Here is a 17,485-nt window from a genome sequence, read left to right on the forward strand (position 1 = left end):
TGAAACTTGTAAATTCTCCCATTCGGGAAACTTCCGCAAAAGCTCCTCAGAGTAAGCCTCGAGGAGCTTTTCCCTTTTTGCCTCCGTGTCGATCTCACCGGATGCAATGCGGGACATCAGGTCGTTCTGTGCGGCCGCCAGGAACTGCTGCTGCATGACGTCGATGACATCCATTGAGGCCATGATGTTGGCGATGTCGCCATGGACCTGCAGAGCTGCCGGTTGGTGGCCCGGTGTCTTGCCGATCACCACCGTGTGGATCAGGTCGCGCACGATCGGCATCAGCCGGCGCTTGGCCTGTTCGTCGGCATTGTTGCGGGCGAGGAAGATCAACTTGCGAATGGCAAGCTCGGTATTCGTCGGATCGAACTGCGCCTTCAACTTGGCAATCTTCTCCGAGAAATCCTGCTCGGGTTCTTCGGTGGTGGCGAGTTCCCCAAGAAGCGCCTCGCGCGCTGCCTCCAAGTCATCGAGTTGATCGTCGAGAATGGCGAGACGCGGCCGGCCTTCAGCGTGCCGATCCTGGATCTGCTGCATCAGGCTTGCCTGCTTCGACTTGATCGATGCCAGTTCGCTTGTCATCTGATCTTTGCGGGAAGGGATGGTCTTCAGCTTGCTCACCTCATGCGCGACCATCTTCTGCGAAATGCGGTCAAAGATATCGAGCGAGTAGAAGGCGACCGGAATGCAGTTGAGGACGCGCTCTTCGAGTTCGTGGCGGGTGATCGTCTTGCTGTTGCTGCAGCAGGCGCCACCGAGATCATCGATCGGCAGCCGCTTCTTGCGGTTGGTGCAGCTATAGCGATCCTTGCCGGAGATGGCGTAAGGCCCGCCGCACTCTGCGCATTCCAGCATTCCGCTCAGAAGATATTCCGGCCGATGTGTTGCGTTCAGGCGGTTAGTCCTGGCGTTCTGATAGAGGTCGCCGATCTCGGCGTCGCGAGCACGAACGCGCTCCCAGAGATCGTCGCTGACGATACGCATTGTCGGTACCTCTGCCCAGACCCATTGATCGGCATCGTTCATCCGGGCAGTGCGCCGCTCCGTGTCAGGGTTTTTACGGTACTGCCGCTTATTCCAGACAATACGGCCAATGTAGCTCGGATTGTTGAGGATGCCGGTTCCGACTGTTTTGGAGCCGCGGATGGCAGTATCGCGCCAGGCGGCGCCCCGTGGTCCGATGATACCTTCAGTGTTCAGGATGTGGGCGATGTCGCGCGGAGAGATACCATCGGAATACATTTTGAAGATTCGTCTCACGATCTCCGCCTTGACCGGATCGATATCCCGGTGACCCTTAATGCGGTCGCCGTTGGCGTCGCGCTCTTGGGACAGTTTGTATCCATAGGCGAGGCACGTTGATGCCTTGCCTTTCTTGACCGCCGTCTTCATTCCTTCACGCGTCCGGAAGCGGATCTGGTCGACGAGTTCGTCGCTTAGGGTCGCCCGGAAATGCAGTTCCAGCTTCGTGATCGGCTGACTGGCATGAACAGTCCAGATCTCGGTGTTCTGGTAGTTCAGGTCTTTGAGGATCCTGGCGCTGTGCTCGACATCGCGCGACAGGCGGTCGACGGTGACGCACAGCACGACGTCGATGCGTTCACGCTTCACATGCGCCAAAAGTCGCTGAATACCGGGGCGCAACATAAAGCTCATGCCGCTGACAGCGGAATCTGAATAGGTTGCAACGAGGTTCCAGCCTTTCTGTTTGACGAAGGCTTCGCATAGCTCAATCTGCGTCTCGATCGAGACCTCATTCTGGCGGTCGGTAGAGTAGCGGGCATAAAACAGGACATTCTTGGTCATCTGCGAAATTCCATCTGAAACAATCTCTTTGTGAACACTGGCCGGCAGAACTGGCCGCGATGATGGGGCGTGCTCGTGCTGGTGCGTTATTCCGCAACGCCTCGTGCCGCCTGACGCTGACGCTCCTTCACGCGGTGCCAAAGATCCTGGGTGACGATCTGAAGCGCTGGCACAAAGTCGAAACAGTCGCGGCCCGGTATCCAGAAGCGACCGAGATAGAGTTCCTCATTGAGGATGCCGGCTCTTTGCGCCCGATCACCACGGATTGTCGTGTCGCGCCATGGTTTCCCGAGCGGGCCGGCGATACCCAATATTTTGAGGAGTGCAGCAATCTTTGCCGGAGACATGCCATCGGCATACAAGTGGAAGATCTGCTGAACGGCTTCGGCTGCTTTTGGATCTACAGCCGTGAAGCCGAAGATGTACTGACGGTCAGCGTTGAATGCGCCCGAATAGCGGTAGCCATATGGAAGTGGAACGAGGTGTTCGGCTTCGTAGAGTTCGTCCGGCATTGGTGCGATCAGGTTGATGCATCCGGACGAGTCGCGCTCACCATCGTAATGTTCGCTCAGGTCAGTCGCCTTGATCTCAACACCAGGATCGGCTGACCAGACTTCAATGTCCTTTCCACGAAGTTCCCGCAACAGACCCAGCGCTACGTCATACCTTGAACATAGGCGGTCGAGCGTGTGGCAGAGGATGATATCGATCGCACCTTCTTCGACATAGCCGAGGATTTTGCGGATACCCGGCTGCGCCGTGAAGACGACTTCGCCGATGTCTTCATCGCGGCAGATTGCCGACAGTGACCAGCCGTTCTTCTTGATAAACTCCTTTGCGAAATACAACTGCGTATCGAAGCAGGCGCCGAGATGAGAGGTGGTCGAGCTGCGTGCATAGAACAGAACATTCTTCGTCATTGTGAACCTTGGATGAAAACTTTCCTTGGGGGGACATGGTAACCGGCGGCGGGGAACTTGAGAGCCCCCGCAGCACTACCGGACCGTCATGGTTCGGCGGGCGTGATGATGGAAACCCAGCGTTGAGCGGTGAAACTGTGCGAGGCGGGAGACAAATGCCAACGGCAATTATTGCCGCGATCACGCTTCGCCGACGCCGACGGGGCTAGGGGCTCATAGCGGAACGGTAAGCGGCCGCCGCGGCGGAGTTACCACGCAGGAGGCCGTCGCGTTGGGGCTCGAGGATCTCCCACTGGATACGGTCGTGGGCGCCGAGCCAGTACCAACTGCTTTGATCGGGCAAGATGACGAAGATCTCGTTAGGAGTGATCTTGACGCGCGTTGCTCCTGTCTCAGCCTTGATCGCCTCGCGAAAGAGTTCTTCAAGTTTGCTGTCCGCGTCAGTCTTCTTCGCCTTCGATACCAGCTTCCTGGATGTGATCGTGGGTGCAATACGTTTGGTCAAAGCCAGAACGTGGCTGACCTTTTTGCGACGCCCCTTTGCATCGCCGATATCGATCACGATGCCGTGGCTGAAGACGTCGCAGAAAACGCCGCCGCTCACGGCAACGCAATGCGTGCTGAGCCTCACAACGCACGGATGATCGCGCTCAACGCCGGTTCGGGTGTTTAGATATGCCGCGAGTGTCTGTTGTTCAGGGAGATAACGCCAACTTCCGACATATCCAAGAAGGCGCAATGCCCCCTCAATCTCTACATCGGTGGTTCCGGTGATGGGAGGAGCGCGCGGGAAGTCTAGCCAGCGCGAACCGTGGCGGTGCTGACGGATTGCGTCTTTCGCTTTCGACACACTTACGCTGGTGATCGACGCGATAACGCCCGGTCCAGGATAAAGGCGGGATTTGGTGTCGTTGTCGACGTCATGCAGGTGATGCGTTTTAACCGCAACGATGGCAGACGGATGCTGGATAATAGTTGACATGGAATCTCCTTATAGTCGTGGATCGTCGTCGTCTTCGACGGCAATCCACGCGGAGAACTTCCTCGCGCATGCGGCCGGTGCAGATTCCGAGACGGGAATCGTTGTTGCACTCAATGTCCCGGGACGGCTGGATCGTGGCGCCGTCGACATGGAAAACGTGAACCATGGGCGCCTCCTTGTCCGTTGTGGGTTGGCCTGTTGAACACTCGTTGGCGCCAATAGCGCACAAAGCCCGGCCTTTCTCAAGAGCCCCATTTGTATGGCTTTCGACGTCGGTTTGCCGAAAATGCCGTGATTCCCGAAATGGCACGGCTGGAATCATTGATCTGCGGGGGAACGCCATCAGCGACCAAACCGGCGGTAGGTCATTGTTAAGTATAGAGTTATGAAAACTGTTGCTGATGCGCAACGCACTTATACCCATGGCCTACTCGCCAGTCATGGTTCACGTGCCGGATCCGCCTCCCTCTTGAAAATGCTCGAAACATTCGATTCAGCATCAAACGGCGTTTTACCGAGTAATGGGGGGAGGAGCCGTAGAGTCTGCAAACGCCGTTAGGCGTTCCCTAGCCATCGCTGATGGGCGAAAGACCGAAACCGCAGCCGGCCAGCTGACGCGACCGATCAGTCAGCGTCGTTGGCGCCGTCAGGATAGAGCAGGTGGGGCTTGCGACGGAAGGGCGAGCCCCCCGTTCGGTATTTGTAGATGAGGTCATCGAGGACGATCTCGGATTGGTGGTCGTCGAAGCCTTGTTCTGCCAGCATCGCAACGATCCTTGCTCTAAACTTCTCGAGGTCTTCGTGCATCCCCTTCTTGATCGCCCGATCAATGAGCCAGTAGAGAGCGACGCGGGCAACATCGTCGCGTCCGGGGCGTTTGGCCTTCTTGTCGGCATCGCGACGCTTCTGCTGTCGCTCCCGCTGTTTGAGGTTGCGGATCTCCTCGGACTTTGCTGGCACGCACTCTTCCCCGTCAGGTCTCTGGCTATCGATGCCAGACGGTTGTCGCCACGGCAACGCCGTTTGCATGGAATCGGAAATCCCGGTTTATGAATCGTTTTTTTGGGGTTCTGAATCAAATGATCGCAATTTGAGATCAATTGCGGGCACGTTGAGACAGGTCGAGATAAGCTGGCGAGGGCCAAACGGCGGTCGTGAATCAAATGAGCAGCGTTTGGAATCAAAAATATCGAACCATGAATCAGATGAGCGCAACTTGTCTCGACGTGTGGGCACATTGAAACGATCTGTGGGCAAGGTGACGGAAATCGCCGGCGGCTTCGTGTCGCGCTTGCATCTGCAGGACGATCTCCATTCCGGACTATGAGGCGGCGGCGAACCAAAAAGCTTCTAGGTGGGTTCATCCGCGATGTCTCATGTCATATATCCCAGCCGTTCGCGCGGAATGTGCCATCTCCGGGTGGAAATCGAGCGTCGCCTTTAGACGGCGAGACGCTGGCGCCGTGTTTACTTCGCCGCGTGTTTCCGTAACGACAAGACTACTTCGTTAAGGCCCTAAATGTGGGAGGCCGGCTATTCGGCTACGGATACTGGATTTTGCCGTGAAATAATATCGATAAAACGCGAAGTGGAAATTTTTTATAAATATCGTATATCTCGATATCATTTAGTTAACTACTGGTTTCAGTTGAAATACATTCTCTTTAGATCGCTCAGAAATAAAGATTATAATCGAATATATACTATAATTATGTTTTACTTGAATTTGCATTATGTCCTTATTGGCGCGATCATATAGTTATTCGATGCGTTGTTCATCGGATGCATTGTAAACGCGTCACACGGAGACTTCCATGCGCACCAGAGATACCAAGACCACTGCGACCGCCGCCCTCTCCTACAACTACGAAGAAGAGGGGATCGCGCATACAACGCGCGATCTGCTCGAAAGCAGCGCCGCCCATATCTTCGACCTCGGCCGCCGCACCACCGAACAGACGTTTGAACTCGGCGACCATCTGGCCCAAGCTGCAGACCTGCTGGCCGACGGCCGGTTTGATCATTGGGTAAAGATGCGCTGCGGTCTCGCACCGCGCAGCGCCCGCAATTATACTGCGGTGTACCGCAACCTGACACCCTACCGTGATGAATTGGTCGACCTCTCGGTCGGCGCGACGGTGTTGTTCCACCTGAGTTCGGCAACGACCGACCAGATCACGGCGGCCATTGCCTTTGCCGAGGCGAACGGGCGTCTTCAGGTCGCCGACGTGAAGACCATTCTCACCGGTGGAGAGGTGGACGGTGACAAGGCCGAGAAGGACGATCAGTTCTGGACCGGCGGTGTTGTCGGACTGAAAGCGTTGATTGCGGCCAAGATCCGCGATGGATTGAAGGCGTTCATCCAGCACGTCGTGACAATCTGCCAGGCGATCGAGGCTGCATTGGCCAAAAGCCGCGTGATCAAGGAGGCGCTGGCGAAGGAAATCCAGGACATTGCCCGCGTCGCGCGTCAGGAGCTCGAAAGCCTGGCCTTGTTCCTCGAACCAGAACTCGACTGGGGCCGCAACACCAAGCCAACGAAATTCCCCAAAAAAACCGGATGGGCCGAGGTCAACGACACGCTCTACACATTGGGTGGCGTCGATGGCTGGCCGAAGTCCAAGGACATGCGGGACTGGCTTTCGCTGCATGTGCTTCCGGTGCTCGGCTGGGCGGTGTCAAAGGAGAGGAAGCCGGAATGGCCGCTTTCCGCGCCGACAGCTCCGACATCCGGACCGGTGCTTTTGGCAGGAATGGACAGCGTCGGCGAAAGCCATGATGGAAAGCCGGCAATCTTGGAAGAGGCCTCCACCGACGCCGGTGTCTCCGATGAGGTGATCGACCGGTTTGGTGCAGCACTGGAGGAGGCGACTGGCGGCTTCATGACGGTCAGCCGGGAGGCGCCGCGAAACCGCAAGCAGTTTGCCAAGGTGCCAGCGCTTGCCGCTGACAGCGTCGCCAAGGTCGAAGTCGTACCCGCGGTCATGCCGTAAGATGCAGTTTGCACGAGGGCCGGGCGACCGGCCTTCCCGCCAAACTCGAAAGGGCCGCATGTCGGCCCTTTTCCTTTTGCCTGATGATGGCGACTGAAACGCTGAGGTCGAGCGTTGCGATCAGTGAGCGCGTTCATCGGCCCGGACTTCGTGAGCCCGTCGTTAACCTTGTACCGGCTTCGTTCTCTTTTTTGTTCCCGGGTCCTTGAGCCCGGCTTCCGGTCCTGCCAGGTTGGGGTTGTTCGGAAGACCGGACACAAAACGGCCCAAGCCGATGCTACCAACATCGACAAGGGCCTGACCCTCAGCCTTCGCGAAAAGGAATCGGGCTATGACAACGCATACTCTCTCAACCTCTGCCGGGGAAGTTCTTCGTTCGACTGTCGCCGCGGCATCGATGTTCTCCCATGGCTCATTCGGCATCGGTGCCTACAGCATCGGCGAGCCAGCGGTCCTGCGCCGCCATCCGCATATCGTTCGCTTCGCCGAAGTCGAGGCCGATCTCGATCTGCTGATTGATCGCGCCATCGCGGCCATCGCCGACGGTGAACCGGTCGAAGACGACATCCTCGGGCACTACATTCATATCGCTTCGCTCGTTCGCGCCGTGTCCTTCCGTGAGGGCAAGCTTTTGGAGCAGGCGGTCGAGCGTCTGGCCAAGGCCAACCCCAACGTCGTTGTCTTGACGCAGTCGCTCAAGTTGCCGCTGGTGAAAGCAGCACTCGAAGCCGTGTCCGGCAACGATTGGTCGAGCCTCGACGGCGTGAAGCTTGACTGCGAGGCACCGGCGAAGGGCAGCTATACGCCGGACCTGATCCTTGTGAATCGCGCAAAGCACCTGGCCTACATTCTCGACTTGAAGCGGTCACTGGCGTCGTATGGCGACACCAGCCGTCTGGAAGAGTTGAAGCTGAAAATGATGGCCTCAGCGATGGTTTTGCCGGATTGGCTCTACAAAAACCAGAAGCGCCTGATGGTCGACACTGTCGAAGTTGCGATCGTTGATGGCGCCAGCCGCCCGAGCGACCATGCCACCGGCATCTGGGCCTTGTCGGAGATCGACGACCTGCTGGAGATCGACGGAGTTGCGGCCTGCATGGCCGAACTGCGCCTGCGCTTCGGTCGCCGCGTGCAGCAGCTTCTCGAAGCGGAAGCCCGTAAGGCTCTCGGTGTCGTGGCGGTTGCCGTGTCGGACGCGGCCGCTACCTCGACCGTATTGGGCAGGCCGCTGATCGCGCTGAACGGTCCGGCCCGCACTTACGAAGAAGAGCGGGCCATGGCTACGGATGAAGATGACGACGGTCGTTACAATCTCGGCCGCTTCGATGATGATCCGGACGAAGAGCCGGAACCGGTCCGTATCCGGGTTGGCTTCGCCCGCCGTCCGCGCAGGCACTGACGAGCCGCGCGCCCAACAGCATTGATCGCGGTCGCGCCTGAAGCGCGTGGCCGGCTTCTCCAGCCCTTTCCATTCCATAAATGCCGGTTGCAATGCACTCCGGTGAGGAGACAGTCATGTCCATCGACACCCATAGTCCGTCTTTGGCCGGCTTCCGTTGCGAAGCGGTCACGACCGATACCATCGCGTTCGCCTGCCTTCACGGCAGGCTCGTGAATATCACTCCCGTCCAATCCGATGACCTTGATCACGGTTCAAGCAATCGCGACGACCCTGCTGTTTTGATTGGGCTGACGCTTGCCTCCGTCAGACATGGTCGTTCGTTGAACGGCCTTGTTCCGGACCCGCTGATGCTCCGTCTGCGTGCGACTGCCGACAGCGGCAATGCCGCCTGCCGCCTGTTGCTCGACTGGCTGCAGAACCGCAATCGCGATATCGATCAGTCTTGGAACGAGCCGACTGGTTGGGCTTCGGTCACTCCTCCGGGCGGCTCTTCTCCGCCACGCTGTTCGCCGCGCGAGCGTGTGTTGACGCAGTTGCCGCAGCCCGGTGCCATTAGTGGGTGGAGGCGTGGTCGGACGCGTCGGCGCGAACCGGTGCAAGACGCCCACACGGAAATTATTGCCGCGGAGACGGGAGGGCGCACAGATGGATAAGCTCACTCGTCTGTTCGTTCGCCGGCTCCAGCATCTCGCCCGGCGGGAGGCACGCCGGACCGCACTGCGCAACGGTCTGCTGGAAAGCAGGATCGTTGATGTCGGGGGTCATCTTCTCCTCCGCTATTCCCCTGCGTTCGACACGACACGACTGATCGGCGATCCGATCCGTGACGACACCTGGTTCCGAAAGAACTTTGGCGACTGGCTTGTCCCACCGAGGGAGAGCGGCAATCCGGAGCCTGGCTCTGGAGGCGATGGTGCCATGATCGCCGAGGTCAAGCATCCGTCGTTCGCCGCGCAACTCGTGAACATCCCCCGGGTGCGTCACGGCGCAATCGGAGAGAATGCTGTGCTGGGCAACGGTATCGATCAGCGTGCCTATGCCATCGGTCTTGTGGATCGAGCCGCCGCTCCGCCAATGGTCAGTCACATCGTTGCGACCCTGGTTCTGGCGCGTGCGGTGCGTAGCAGCGGACGGTCGCTTCGGGAGATCGTTTGTACGCTGACCCGTGTGACATCGGTCGTTACCCTCCATGCGCCGCTTGCAGGCTTCGAGCGTGAGGTGCTGCGGCTCCTTGAGAAAACCCGGCTTGTGCCTGGCGGCCCGTTCGCAGCCACGGAATCCGATCACATGTACAACGACGACCACTTCGATGCCCTCGAAGCTGAGACGCGCAGGCGTCTGATGACCTTCTCGGGTGCCGGCGTGCATCGTGTCACGGGCAATGCCCTGCGCCGGCGGATGATCAGCGCGCTCTCGCGCGACTTGTCGATCCTTGCCATCGCGGAAAAGCGGTCGGACGTTCCGTCGCTCTTGCAGATCTCCGCCGACCTGTCTCTGGAGACGGGAAAGCTCGATCGCAGGTTCGTCGCCGATCTGGTGGAGGTGCTTTATCCGAACACGGCGATTGAGACGTTTGGCCTGCCGTCAGATTCCGATGCGCGCTGGCTGTCGCTGGAGGATCTGGTTCTTGCGTTTCGCCCCGGGCGACATGTTCGCGACGTACTGCATGTCCTTGCCACGCTCATCGAGCGCAATCGCAGTGACTTCGAGGAAGAGGAGGACGGTGGTGGCGGAAGCAATGACAAGGCATCCAGATCGGCATCGTCGAGCACATCCGCCGAGAAGCCCCAAGGCTCGCACGAAAAGCCGAAATCGTCCGACACGGATAGCAACGGTCGCTGGAAAAAGGACAAGCCGTCGGGCGCCGAGGTGATCCAGCCGGAACCTCTGCCGGCGGAAGGCGAGATCGGCGACAAGCCGCCAATGACCGTCGAAACGCTATCCGGCTATGGCAAGGCGAAAGACTGGGCGCTCGATCTCAAGGCAGATCTGGATGATTATCGAGCAAGCATCCTGTCTTGGTCGGAGATGAGCACCAAGCTTTTGCTGTCCGGGCCGCCAGGCACCGGCAAGACCATCTTTGCCCGGGCGCTGTGCAACAGTCTGCAGGTACCGCTGGTCGTCACATCCGTATCGACTTGGCTGCAGGGCGGTCATCTCAACGACGTGATCGACAGGATGAGCAAGACGTTTGTCGAGGCGCGGGCCATGGCGCCGGCGATCCTGTTCATCGACGAGATCGACGGCATCGGCAAAAGGCAGCCGGCCGAGCGGGAATATGCCGACTATTGGAATACCGTCGTCAACAAGGCGCTGGAACTGCTCGATGGCGCGATCAAGAACGAAGGGCTGATCGTCGTCGGCGCCACAAACCGGCCCGATCATATCGACGAGGCGATCAAGCGCTCCGGACGATTGGAGACCCATATCGAAATCCCCAGGCCCGATGTGCCGACGCTTGCCGAAATCTTTGCGCACCATCTCGGTGATGATGTTGAAGCTCTCGTGATGGAAGCCAAGCGACCACGGGTAGAGGAAGAGCCGACCGCACACAGCAACAGCATCTTCGACCACTCGGATCGCCACGGCGCTGGTAGAGCACCTCGCATCGAAGACACTCAAGCAAGGCCCCTTAAATGAAAACCGTAGCAAATAACGCAAGCGCAGTGGAATCAGAAGCGACGAAGGCCATGCTCGACCGCTTGGCAACCCGTGCCATGGGAATGACCGGGGCCGATGTCGAGCGCTTCGTCCGTGAAGCTCGTCTTAAAGCGCGCCGCGAGAAGCGGGCAATCCGTTACGAGGACCTTGAGGCAGCCATCCGTAATGACCGACCGCAACTGTCGCAAGATCTCCGCTGGCGCTTTGCGGTTCACGAGGCAGGTCATGCTCTTGTCCATCATGTCCTGAAGCTGGGCTCCATCCACGGTATCAACATCGACACGGCCAATGGTGGCGGCTACAGTGAGCTTGGCTTCTCCGCATCAGGAAGCGACACCCTCAGCTACCGGGAGAACATACTGGCCATGATGATGGCGGGACGTGCAGCCGAGCAAATCGTCATCGGCAACATCTCAGCGGGCTCGGCCGGGTCTGATGACAGCGATCTTGCCAGAGCAACCATCCTTGCGCTTGCCATTGAAAGATCACTTGGTTTTGGTGCCGTCCATCCGCTTCTCTACCGAAAGGACAACGATCCGACCGGGGTTCTGGATGGCAATCCGGAGTTGGCAGCGCGCATTCATGTGCGGCTTGAAAAAGCGCTTGAGAGGGCGGGTGCGATCATCGGTAAGCACCGTAGCAAGCTGAATGACCTAGCGAGAGCTCTGTTTGAGGAGCGGGCGTTAGATGGGACATTAGTGAGAGATATTTTGTAGTATATCCGGAATTTGGAACCTGAAAATATAATCATTTTAAGTATTGATAAATGGTACTTATCGATGGTTAGCATCTTAACCGCAAAACATACCATGTGAGGAACTGTAATATTCATATAGAGTTCTTATAAAAAATCATTTACCATGATTTCAATGGCTTACGATCTCGCAAAAATTAGCATGACAGCCCTGATGGAGCCGGCGTTCCGCGCCGGTATCGCTCTCACCCGTCTCGACGAGCGTATTTCACGCTCACCCGTCGGCGCCGGCTTCCTCGAACGCCAAAATTACGCCGATGCCTGTGCCTCCCTCTGGATCGACGGCGAGCTCGTCCATCTCGAAGACCTCGTCCTCCACGACGCCACCCGCGACATCCGCACGCCGACCCACGAACTCACCATCGCCCGCGACGTATTGCGCACCCGCCGACGGATCTGTGGGCAGTCACCCGAATGGGCGCTGTCCGCCGAAGGTATTCGGTGCTTGCGACAAACATCGGACATCATTTCCGTCGGCGCCGAGGCTGCGGAGCCGGTCGGCGTTCGTATGCCCGCGGCGGTGGGACAAAATCCGGAAGGGGAGGGGAAAGAGATCGATGAAGCCGAAGGGCTTCCTGGCGTCGACTATGCCGCCATCGACGCGCTGCTGGCGCGATCTGACGCGGCGATCGAACACGCAAAACGCCGCGACCTACCTGCGGTCGACAGCCGCGAGCGAGACACGCTCGTCTATGATCTCGACTGGGACGAGGACGAGCGGCTGGAGGAATGGCGCGGCGTGCTGCGGCAAGCCATTGATCTGCCAGCGGTGCTGCAGGCGATCGTCGCACTCGATGCATGGAACGAGCTGGCCGTCCTGCAGCATGCGCCCTGGCTCGGCCGGCTGTTGGCCGCCTCCAGCCTGCGACAGTCCGGTATCACCACCGCCGCCCATCTGGCCGCCATCAACCTCGGCCTGAAAACCATTCCCGTCGATCGGCGCCGGCATCGCGATCGGGAGACCCGGCTGTTAGCTATTGCCCACGGCCTGATCGTTGCCGCCGAGATCGTATCGAAAGAGCATGACCGGCTGACACTGGCGAAAACCATGATGGACCGGAAACTTGAAGGACGGCGGACGTCGTCAAAGCTGCCGGAACTAGTCGAGCTGGTGATGGCAAAGCCGTTGGTGTCGGCCGGGATGGTGGCCAAGACGCTGGGAATGACGCCGCAGGCGGCGCGGCGGATCGTTTTGGAGCTCGGCCTCAGGGAGATGACGGGGAGGGGGAGGTTTCGGGCATGGGGAATATTTTAGAGATCCAGTCATCTATGTGGTACTGCCCACTCGCGACGGAACTCTTGCGAGCTTTCGCGACGGGAGTTGGCGTTTGTCACGAACTTGAGCTATCTCGGAGGAGTTCGGCTGCGAGCGCCAATCAAGTCACATAGCGACAGCGCCCGCACCAAACAACTCCTCTACTTTCGCTTGGGCACCGGCGCCAAGGTCGGCGACAATCAGTTTGTCTTTAGCTCTGGAGCAGCACACATAAAAAAGGTTACGCGTGCGTTTCTCCCGACCTTGGCTGGTATCGGTTCCCGCCAGCATCTTGCCGAAGGAGTATTGGTTCCAATTCGCGCCCGCGTCATCAAGGATCACAACTACGTTCTGAAACTCATCGCCCTTCACTCCGTGCTTGGTAGAAAACGGCATGCTATTTTCCAGAACGGCTCGGTATCGACTAACCTCAACATAGGGCACGGCCAACAACAGCGCCATAAAGGCTTGATGTGCGGCTTCAGGCGAGTCTGGATCGGCTGGCGCCGCTGCCTCCCCAATAGCATCTTCGAGGTCATCCAAGAGGACGACCAATTGCGCTTTGCGCAAATGTCTCAGTACCGCTTCAATGGTGCCACCGGTGTCGATGAGGGAAAGCAACTCATCAAGATTTGCCTTAACTCTAGCTTTCTCGGTCGCCCCGGCAATCGGGCTCGGTCGATCCTTTAGAAAGCTGATGGCGCGCCCCACCTTTCCTTTTCGCCAAGCCGCAATAAAGGGTTCAACCTTGTTGACGAAGAACGACGCGATCGGGTCTTCGCCGCTCTGGAATCTATCCTGTGTGAAGCCGCCTCGGCTGTTATAGGCCGCCCATAGGCCAGCGTAACCGGCTTTGCGGGCAATAAGACGATGGGTAAGGAATAGCACCTTCAACTCGCCCTCGATGTTCCAGCCAAAAGCATCGCGGGCCTTTTGCACGGCCAAAGCTGACAAATCTGCATCGGGATCGACGCCGACCAAACTAACATACCCGGCGGCGCCCGGCAGATTAGTGCCTGCGGGTTGTTGCTGAATATCCGTCCGGATTTTGTTGAGCAGTTTGATCACCGCTTTTGAGCAGCGATAGTTCTGTTCTTTTTTGATTTGGGTGAGAAGCGCTTGTTGCTCGCCTGAAAGTTCGCCGACTCCACCTGAGTATATGCTCTGCATCTTGTCGCCGAAGAACCCGATCAGCGGTGGTTGTTTTGTCTTTAGCAAATGTTCCAGAAGCGTTCTTACGACGACCGGATCGGTGTCCTGATATTCGTCTACGAAAATGAACGGAAAGCGGGCGGCAACGACTTTAGACAACAGAGGATGATCGCGAAACATGATGTAGGCCACACCCAGAAGATCATCATGGAAGATACGACCTTCCAGAAAATTTGCGCCCCGATCCGAGTAAATGACCGCCGGCACTGTTTTCAATGCGGCCTCAAGCTCGTTCTGGTTCTGCTTCCTGCGACTGTTTGCCGGCAGCCCCTCATTGAAAGCCAGCAGAGCCGGTTTCAGCTCCTTCTGGAACGACTTGATCGAGGCCCAGAGGAAATCGTGGATCGTCGAAACCACAAACAGTGGGTCGTGCTCTGTGCGTTCGATAATCTCGTTCTTGGCCACGTTTGTAAAGGTGATGCAGGCAACGCGCTGACCCGACCCCATCACACTTAATCGGTCGGGCCCCCGAATATAGTCGAGTGCACGAATGAGCGAGGATGTCTTACCTGACCCCGCTCCTGCATCGATCAGAAAGCTCTTCCGCGCCTTGAGGCATTCCAGTATTTTCTCGTCCGCATCCATCATCATTTCGCCGGATGTTCTGCTAGCCATTTAAGGCCTTGCTGAATGTAGAGAGGAATGCCCCACCCCGGTGCATTGATAAGATCAAGTGCGAAATCGACTTTCGCCAGCTTGGAACTCAGCGTCCACGCCTGAGCCTCGAGCCCGGCATCCACCGCCTTCTTGATCGCAGCTTTGGTTGTCATGAGTTTGGCGTGGTTTGCCGTCAGCCAAGGAATATTGGCATAAACAAACGCCTCTTCAAATGACCTACCGCAGTGCCCGTTTTGGCTAACTTGGTAAGCCACACGGATGCAGCCTTGCGTCTTGTCTACGTCGCCGCAGGCCATCAACTCGTCGAATTTTATTTTCGCCGGAAGCCACGTCCTAAGGCAAACGTTGCTTGTGCCTTTGCCCTCCGCGACCGGGCACTTTTCATTGTTATCATCCACAGAATCCAAGTCAGTAATGATCAAGCTCGGAATGCCGAGGAATTCAATGATCGGCTTAAACTTGTGCGCATAGGCACCGCCGACCTCGGAGATACTGATATACTGGCTGCCGAGCGTCTCACACCCCGCCACCTTAGCCTGTTCTTCTATCATCATGGGAAGCAGCAATCGCTCCACCTGGCCTTCTACGAAGATGGCTTTGTCGGCAAAGAACAGATCGCAATGCGTTAGCCTAATGTAGCGGCGTAGGAAATCGAGAAGATCGGGATCATCGTCGGGCAATGGCAGCTTCGACAAATCCTGCATGACGACTTGACGGCCGACTCGCCGGAAATACCGCACTGGCTCAAACGCCGAATGGGCGATCATGTGCGATGAATGAGTGGATAGAACGACCTGCGCCGTAGTGCCCCCATCCGATTCCAAGGCTTTGGAGATTTCGCTGATAAAAACTGTCTGCATCTGGGGATGCAGATGAGCTTCGGGCTCTTCAATGCCGATGACGTGGACACGTGGCTTGTCGCTCTTGGACGCATCGATTGCGGCCCGGAAAGATTCCAATTGGAGAACGATGTAAATCAGATTTTTGTAACCCAACCCGTTGTATTTTTCGGGAAGCTCGAACTCTTCCATCACGCCTCCTTTCCCGGCGTGTTCACTGGCATAATAAATCCGTGCGTTGTCGCGGTAGATTGTCTCAGCGCTCAATTCGGCCCGCACTCTCAGGTCCGGCGCTTTCTGGCCAGGCGGATAGCCAAAATTTTGAAGTCGCTTCGTGAGGCGACCGAAGGCCATGCCGTACTTGCCGGTGAGATCACCGGCACTTTGCTTGAGCGCATCCTCGATCGCCTGATAGCCAGCAGCGTCATCTACTTGGTAAAAGCGCTCGTAGTGATCGTGGAGCAGCTTTGAGAGCTTTGCGGACCGGCTCCCTTCGTCGTCGTCGACGTGTCTCTGGGCCGGCACAAGATCGACTCGCAGCAGGGATTTCAGGAGGCCGCCGTCTTCAAGCTTTTCGACTTCCTTGCCGTCGGGGGAGACCTTAAAGAACATGCGCTTAAAGTGATCGCGGAACGTCTCTTTTAGGTAGTCGCAAAGTGATTGATTTTTGCGCGGCCGTGCCTCGAAATCATCGAGAAGCTTCTTTGCGTTCTCCAGCGCGTAGTCGATCCTCATCCGCACCTTGTTTGTACCGGGCGTCAAGTCCATCAAAAGCTGTGTCGCTGCCACAAGGTCGGCCGGGTCCTCGCCATATGCGAAAGTCAGCTCAAGCCGCATACGCGGGGCGAACCGCTTTAAGAGTGCAATCCTTTTTTCCGGATTACCTTCGCCCGCAAGCAGAACCTCGATGCGCTTAAGGTCACGGTGGCGAAGCTGTGAAAGATCGTGAAAAGAGATTTTAGGCGTCTCACCTCCCGGCCCGATAAAGAGCCGAAGCGCCTCCATGACAGAGGTCTTACCGCTGTTGTTGGGTCCAACGAAAATGGTCGTTGTCTTGTCTTGGGCAAGGTCGATCGATATCCGCCGCAGCAATCTGAAGTTTCGAATACTTACGTTCTCAAGGCGCATGATGTTGATCTCTAAGACCTGCAATGCGGAAGGATGATTTTAACGTCCTATTGCGAGGTAAAGGAGGGCTATTGAAGCCGTTTCTTATAGCGCGGACGAACTTTTCGCGCCAATATTGCACAATCTGGGGCTGATTCATCTTATCCGATTGAGTGACAGGCCGATTTCTGGCGTTCGCACAAAAAGCGCCGGGACCGCGTTTCGCATCGGGTAGATGCATTGAAGGAATTGCAGGCACAGCATGCAGGCAGCGCGTGAGATTGAAAGCAGCTTTGAGAATGCAGACGATCTGCTTTGGCAGGCGGCGGCCGAGCGACTTCCGCAATTCGGAAACATTCGCGTAAGTCGTTCTGGCCGCATCGGCCCTCTTGTAGAATTTGCCATGGCGCGGCGCTGTTATCCGGATGCGTACAAAGCAGTCTCGTTTGAACCGAGATTTGTAGCCATGGTCGATCAAGCGCTCGATCAGCGTGTCATAACCGGCAATGGAATGCGCGACATTGCTGGCGTCTTTCCCCTGGCCCTGCATGATCCCACCAGCAACGACCAATCCCGTTGGGACCAATGGGCCAAGCATGCCGAAAACGCGGCGGCGAGCCACAATATGCCCCGCCGCCTTGTTGAAGAGCTGGTGGGAGCCTTGGGGGAATTGCAGGACAACGTCTACGCGCATAGCGGACGCATCGAAACAGGGCTTGTTGCCTACGCGGTAAGCGAGAGCGCTTTCGAATTCGTGGTCGCAGACGCGGGCATTGGGGTTCTCGCAAGCCTCAAGCAAAATCCCGAATTCGCGGCGATTGAGAATTCCGGACAGGCCATGCGAGCTGCTCTTTCTGACGGAGCCTCCCGATTTCCTCGGGAATCCGGTCATGGTTACGGCATCGGCCAGCTTTTTCGTGCATTGGCGCATGAGAG

The 17,485-nt window shown here is 57.4% G+C and carries 14 protein-coding genes; 7 read left to right on the top strand and 7 right to left on the bottom strand.

Annotated features, from left to right (window positions below; genetic code table 11):
• From WKI41_RS15875 to WKI41_RS15890, 4 genes are all read right to left on the bottom strand, one after another.
• Positions 1-1,806: recombinase family protein (locus tag WKI41_RS15875; RefSeq protein WP_340194466.1), on the bottom strand; the 1,806-nt coding region annotated here is incomplete at its 3' end.
• An 86-nt stretch (positions 1,807-1,892) separates the two neighbouring features.
• A complete protein-coding gene (locus tag WKI41_RS15880) occupies positions 1,893-2,726 on the bottom strand; it encodes a recombinase family protein (protein ID WP_340194467.1) in 834 nt (277 codons plus the stop codon).
• 205 nt (positions 2,727-2,931) lie between these two features.
• Positions 2,932-3,708 (bottom strand): hypothetical protein, encoded by a 777-nt coding sequence (locus tag WKI41_RS15885; RefSeq protein ID WP_340194468.1) that lies wholly within the window; start codon positions 3,706-3,708, stop codon positions 2,932-2,934.
• Positions 3,709-4,332: 624 nt separating this feature from the next.
• Complete coding sequence (locus WKI41_RS15890; protein WP_340194469.1) at positions 4,333-4,668, bottom strand: hypothetical protein; 336 nt, start codon at positions 4,666-4,668, stop codon at positions 4,333-4,335.
• Between the two features lie 67 nt (positions 4,669-4,735).
• Here WKI41_RS15890 and WKI41_RS15895 point away from each other — a divergent pair, with 67 nt between their 5' ends.
• The 7 genes from WKI41_RS15895 (at position 4,736) to WKI41_RS15925 (ending at position 12,773) form a co-directional block, all read left to right on the top strand.
• Positions 4,736-5,035: a hypothetical protein gene (locus WKI41_RS15895; RefSeq protein ID WP_340194470.1), complete on the top strand. Its 300-nt coding sequence runs from the start codon at positions 4,736-4,738 to the stop codon at positions 5,033-5,035.
• 487 nt (positions 5,036-5,522) lie between these two features.
• On the top strand, positions 5,523-6,701 hold the full coding sequence (locus WKI41_RS15900; RefSeq protein ID WP_340194471.1) for a hypothetical protein: 1,179 nt from the start codon (positions 5,523-5,525) through the stop codon (positions 6,699-6,701).
• Between the two features lie 331 nt (positions 6,702-7,032).
• Positions 7,033-8,100, top strand: coding sequence for a hypothetical protein (locus WKI41_RS15905; RefSeq protein WP_340194472.1), 1,068 nt, complete (start codon positions 7,033-7,035; stop codon positions 8,098-8,100).
• A gap of 116 nt (positions 8,101-8,216) precedes the next feature.
• Positions 8,217-8,756, top strand: coding sequence for a hypothetical protein (locus WKI41_RS15910; RefSeq protein ID WP_340194473.1), 540 nt, complete (start codon positions 8,217-8,219; stop codon positions 8,754-8,756).
• The gene (locus WKI41_RS15915; RefSeq protein ID WP_340194474.1) at positions 8,749-10,743 is read left to right on the top strand and encodes an AAA family ATPase; all 1,995 of its coding nucleotides are present in this window, start codon (positions 8,749-8,751) and stop codon (positions 10,741-10,743) included. The genes WKI41_RS15910 and WKI41_RS15915 overlap by 8 nt, the downstream gene beginning before the upstream one ends.
• Entirely contained in the window at positions 10,740-11,480 is a 741-nt protein-coding gene (locus tag WKI41_RS15920) for an ATP-dependent Zn protease (RefSeq protein WP_340194475.1), read from the top strand. Before WKI41_RS15915 ends, WKI41_RS15920 begins: the two co-directional genes overlap by 4 nt.
• Positions 11,481-11,624: 144 nt before the next feature.
• Complete coding sequence (locus WKI41_RS15925) at positions 11,625-12,773, top strand: RHE_PE00001 family protein (protein ID WP_340194476.1); 1,149 nt, start codon at positions 11,625-11,627, stop codon at positions 12,771-12,773.
• Positions 12,774-12,899: 126 nt separating this feature from the next.
• Here WKI41_RS15925 and WKI41_RS15930 read toward each other — a convergent pair whose 3' ends face one another.
• Genes WKI41_RS15930 through WKI41_RS15940 form a run of 3 tightly spaced genes read right to left on the bottom strand, consistent with a single transcriptional unit; the run spans position 12,900 to position 17,480 of the window.
• Positions 12,900-14,600 carry a UvrD-helicase domain-containing protein gene (locus WKI41_RS15930; RefSeq protein ID WP_340194477.1) on the bottom strand — a complete coding sequence of 567 codons (1,701 nt, stop codon included), beginning with the start codon at positions 14,598-14,600 and terminating at the stop codon, positions 12,900-12,902.
• Positions 14,573-16,570 (bottom strand): ATP-dependent nuclease, encoded by a 1,998-nt coding sequence (locus tag WKI41_RS15935; RefSeq protein ID WP_340194478.1) that lies wholly within the window; start codon positions 16,568-16,570, stop codon positions 14,573-14,575. The genes WKI41_RS15930 and WKI41_RS15935 overlap by 28 nt, the downstream gene beginning before the upstream one ends.
• Positions 16,560-17,480 (bottom strand): hypothetical protein, encoded by a 921-nt coding sequence (locus WKI41_RS15940; protein WP_340194479.1) that lies wholly within the window; start codon positions 17,478-17,480, stop codon positions 16,560-16,562. The genes WKI41_RS15935 and WKI41_RS15940 overlap by 11 nt, the downstream gene beginning before the upstream one ends.
• Between the last annotated feature and the right edge of the window lie 5 nt (positions 17,481-17,485).

This window comes from Agrobacterium larrymoorei, assembly GCF_037722385.1.
GTDB lineage: Bacteria > Pseudomonadota > Alphaproteobacteria > Rhizobiales > Rhizobiaceae > Agrobacterium > Agrobacterium larrymoorei_C.

What these genes read in the sequence shown, in the direction of transcription:
- WKI41_RS15880 (WP_340194467.1), bottom strand. Translation starts at nt 2,726, where the DNA reads ATGACGAAGAATGTTCTGTTCTATGCACGCAGCTCGACCACCTCTCAT.
- WKI41_RS15885 (WP_340194468.1), bottom strand. Translation starts at nt 3,708, where the DNA reads ATGTCAACTATTATCCAGCATCCGTCTGCCATCGTTGCGGTTAAAACG.
- WKI41_RS15895 (WP_340194470.1), top strand. Translation starts at nt 4,736, where the DNA reads ATGGAATCGGAAATCCCGGTTTATGAATCGTTTTTTTGGGGTTCTGAA.
- WKI41_RS15900 (WP_340194471.1), top strand. Translation starts at nt 5,523, where the DNA reads ATGCGCACCAGAGATACCAAGACCACTGCGACCGCCGCCCTCTCCTAC.
- WKI41_RS15905 (WP_340194472.1), top strand. Translation starts at nt 7,033, where the DNA reads ATGACAACGCATACTCTCTCAACCTCTGCCGGGGAAGTTCTTCGTTCG.
- WKI41_RS15910 (WP_340194473.1), top strand. Translation starts at nt 8,217, where the DNA reads ATGTCCATCGACACCCATAGTCCGTCTTTGGCCGGCTTCCGTTGCGAA.
- WKI41_RS15915 (WP_340194474.1), top strand. Translation starts at nt 8,749, where the DNA reads ATGGATAAGCTCACTCGTCTGTTCGTTCGCCGGCTCCAGCATCTCGCC.
- WKI41_RS15920 (WP_340194475.1), top strand. Translation starts at nt 10,740, where the DNA reads ATGAAAACCGTAGCAAATAACGCAAGCGCAGTGGAATCAGAAGCGACG.
- WKI41_RS15925 (WP_340194476.1), top strand. Translation starts at nt 11,625, where the DNA reads ATGATTTCAATGGCTTACGATCTCGCAAAAATTAGCATGACAGCCCTG.
- WKI41_RS15930 (WP_340194477.1), bottom strand. Translation starts at nt 14,600, where the DNA reads ATGGCTAGCAGAACATCCGGCGAAATGATGATGGATGCGGACGAGAAA.
- WKI41_RS15935 (WP_340194478.1), bottom strand. Translation starts at nt 16,570, where the DNA reads ATGCGCCTTGAGAACGTAAGTATTCGAAACTTCAGATTGCTGCGGCGG.
- WKI41_RS15940 (WP_340194479.1), bottom strand. Translation starts at nt 17,480, where the DNA reads ATGCGCCAATGCACGAAAAAGCTGGCCGATGCCGTAACCATGACCGGA.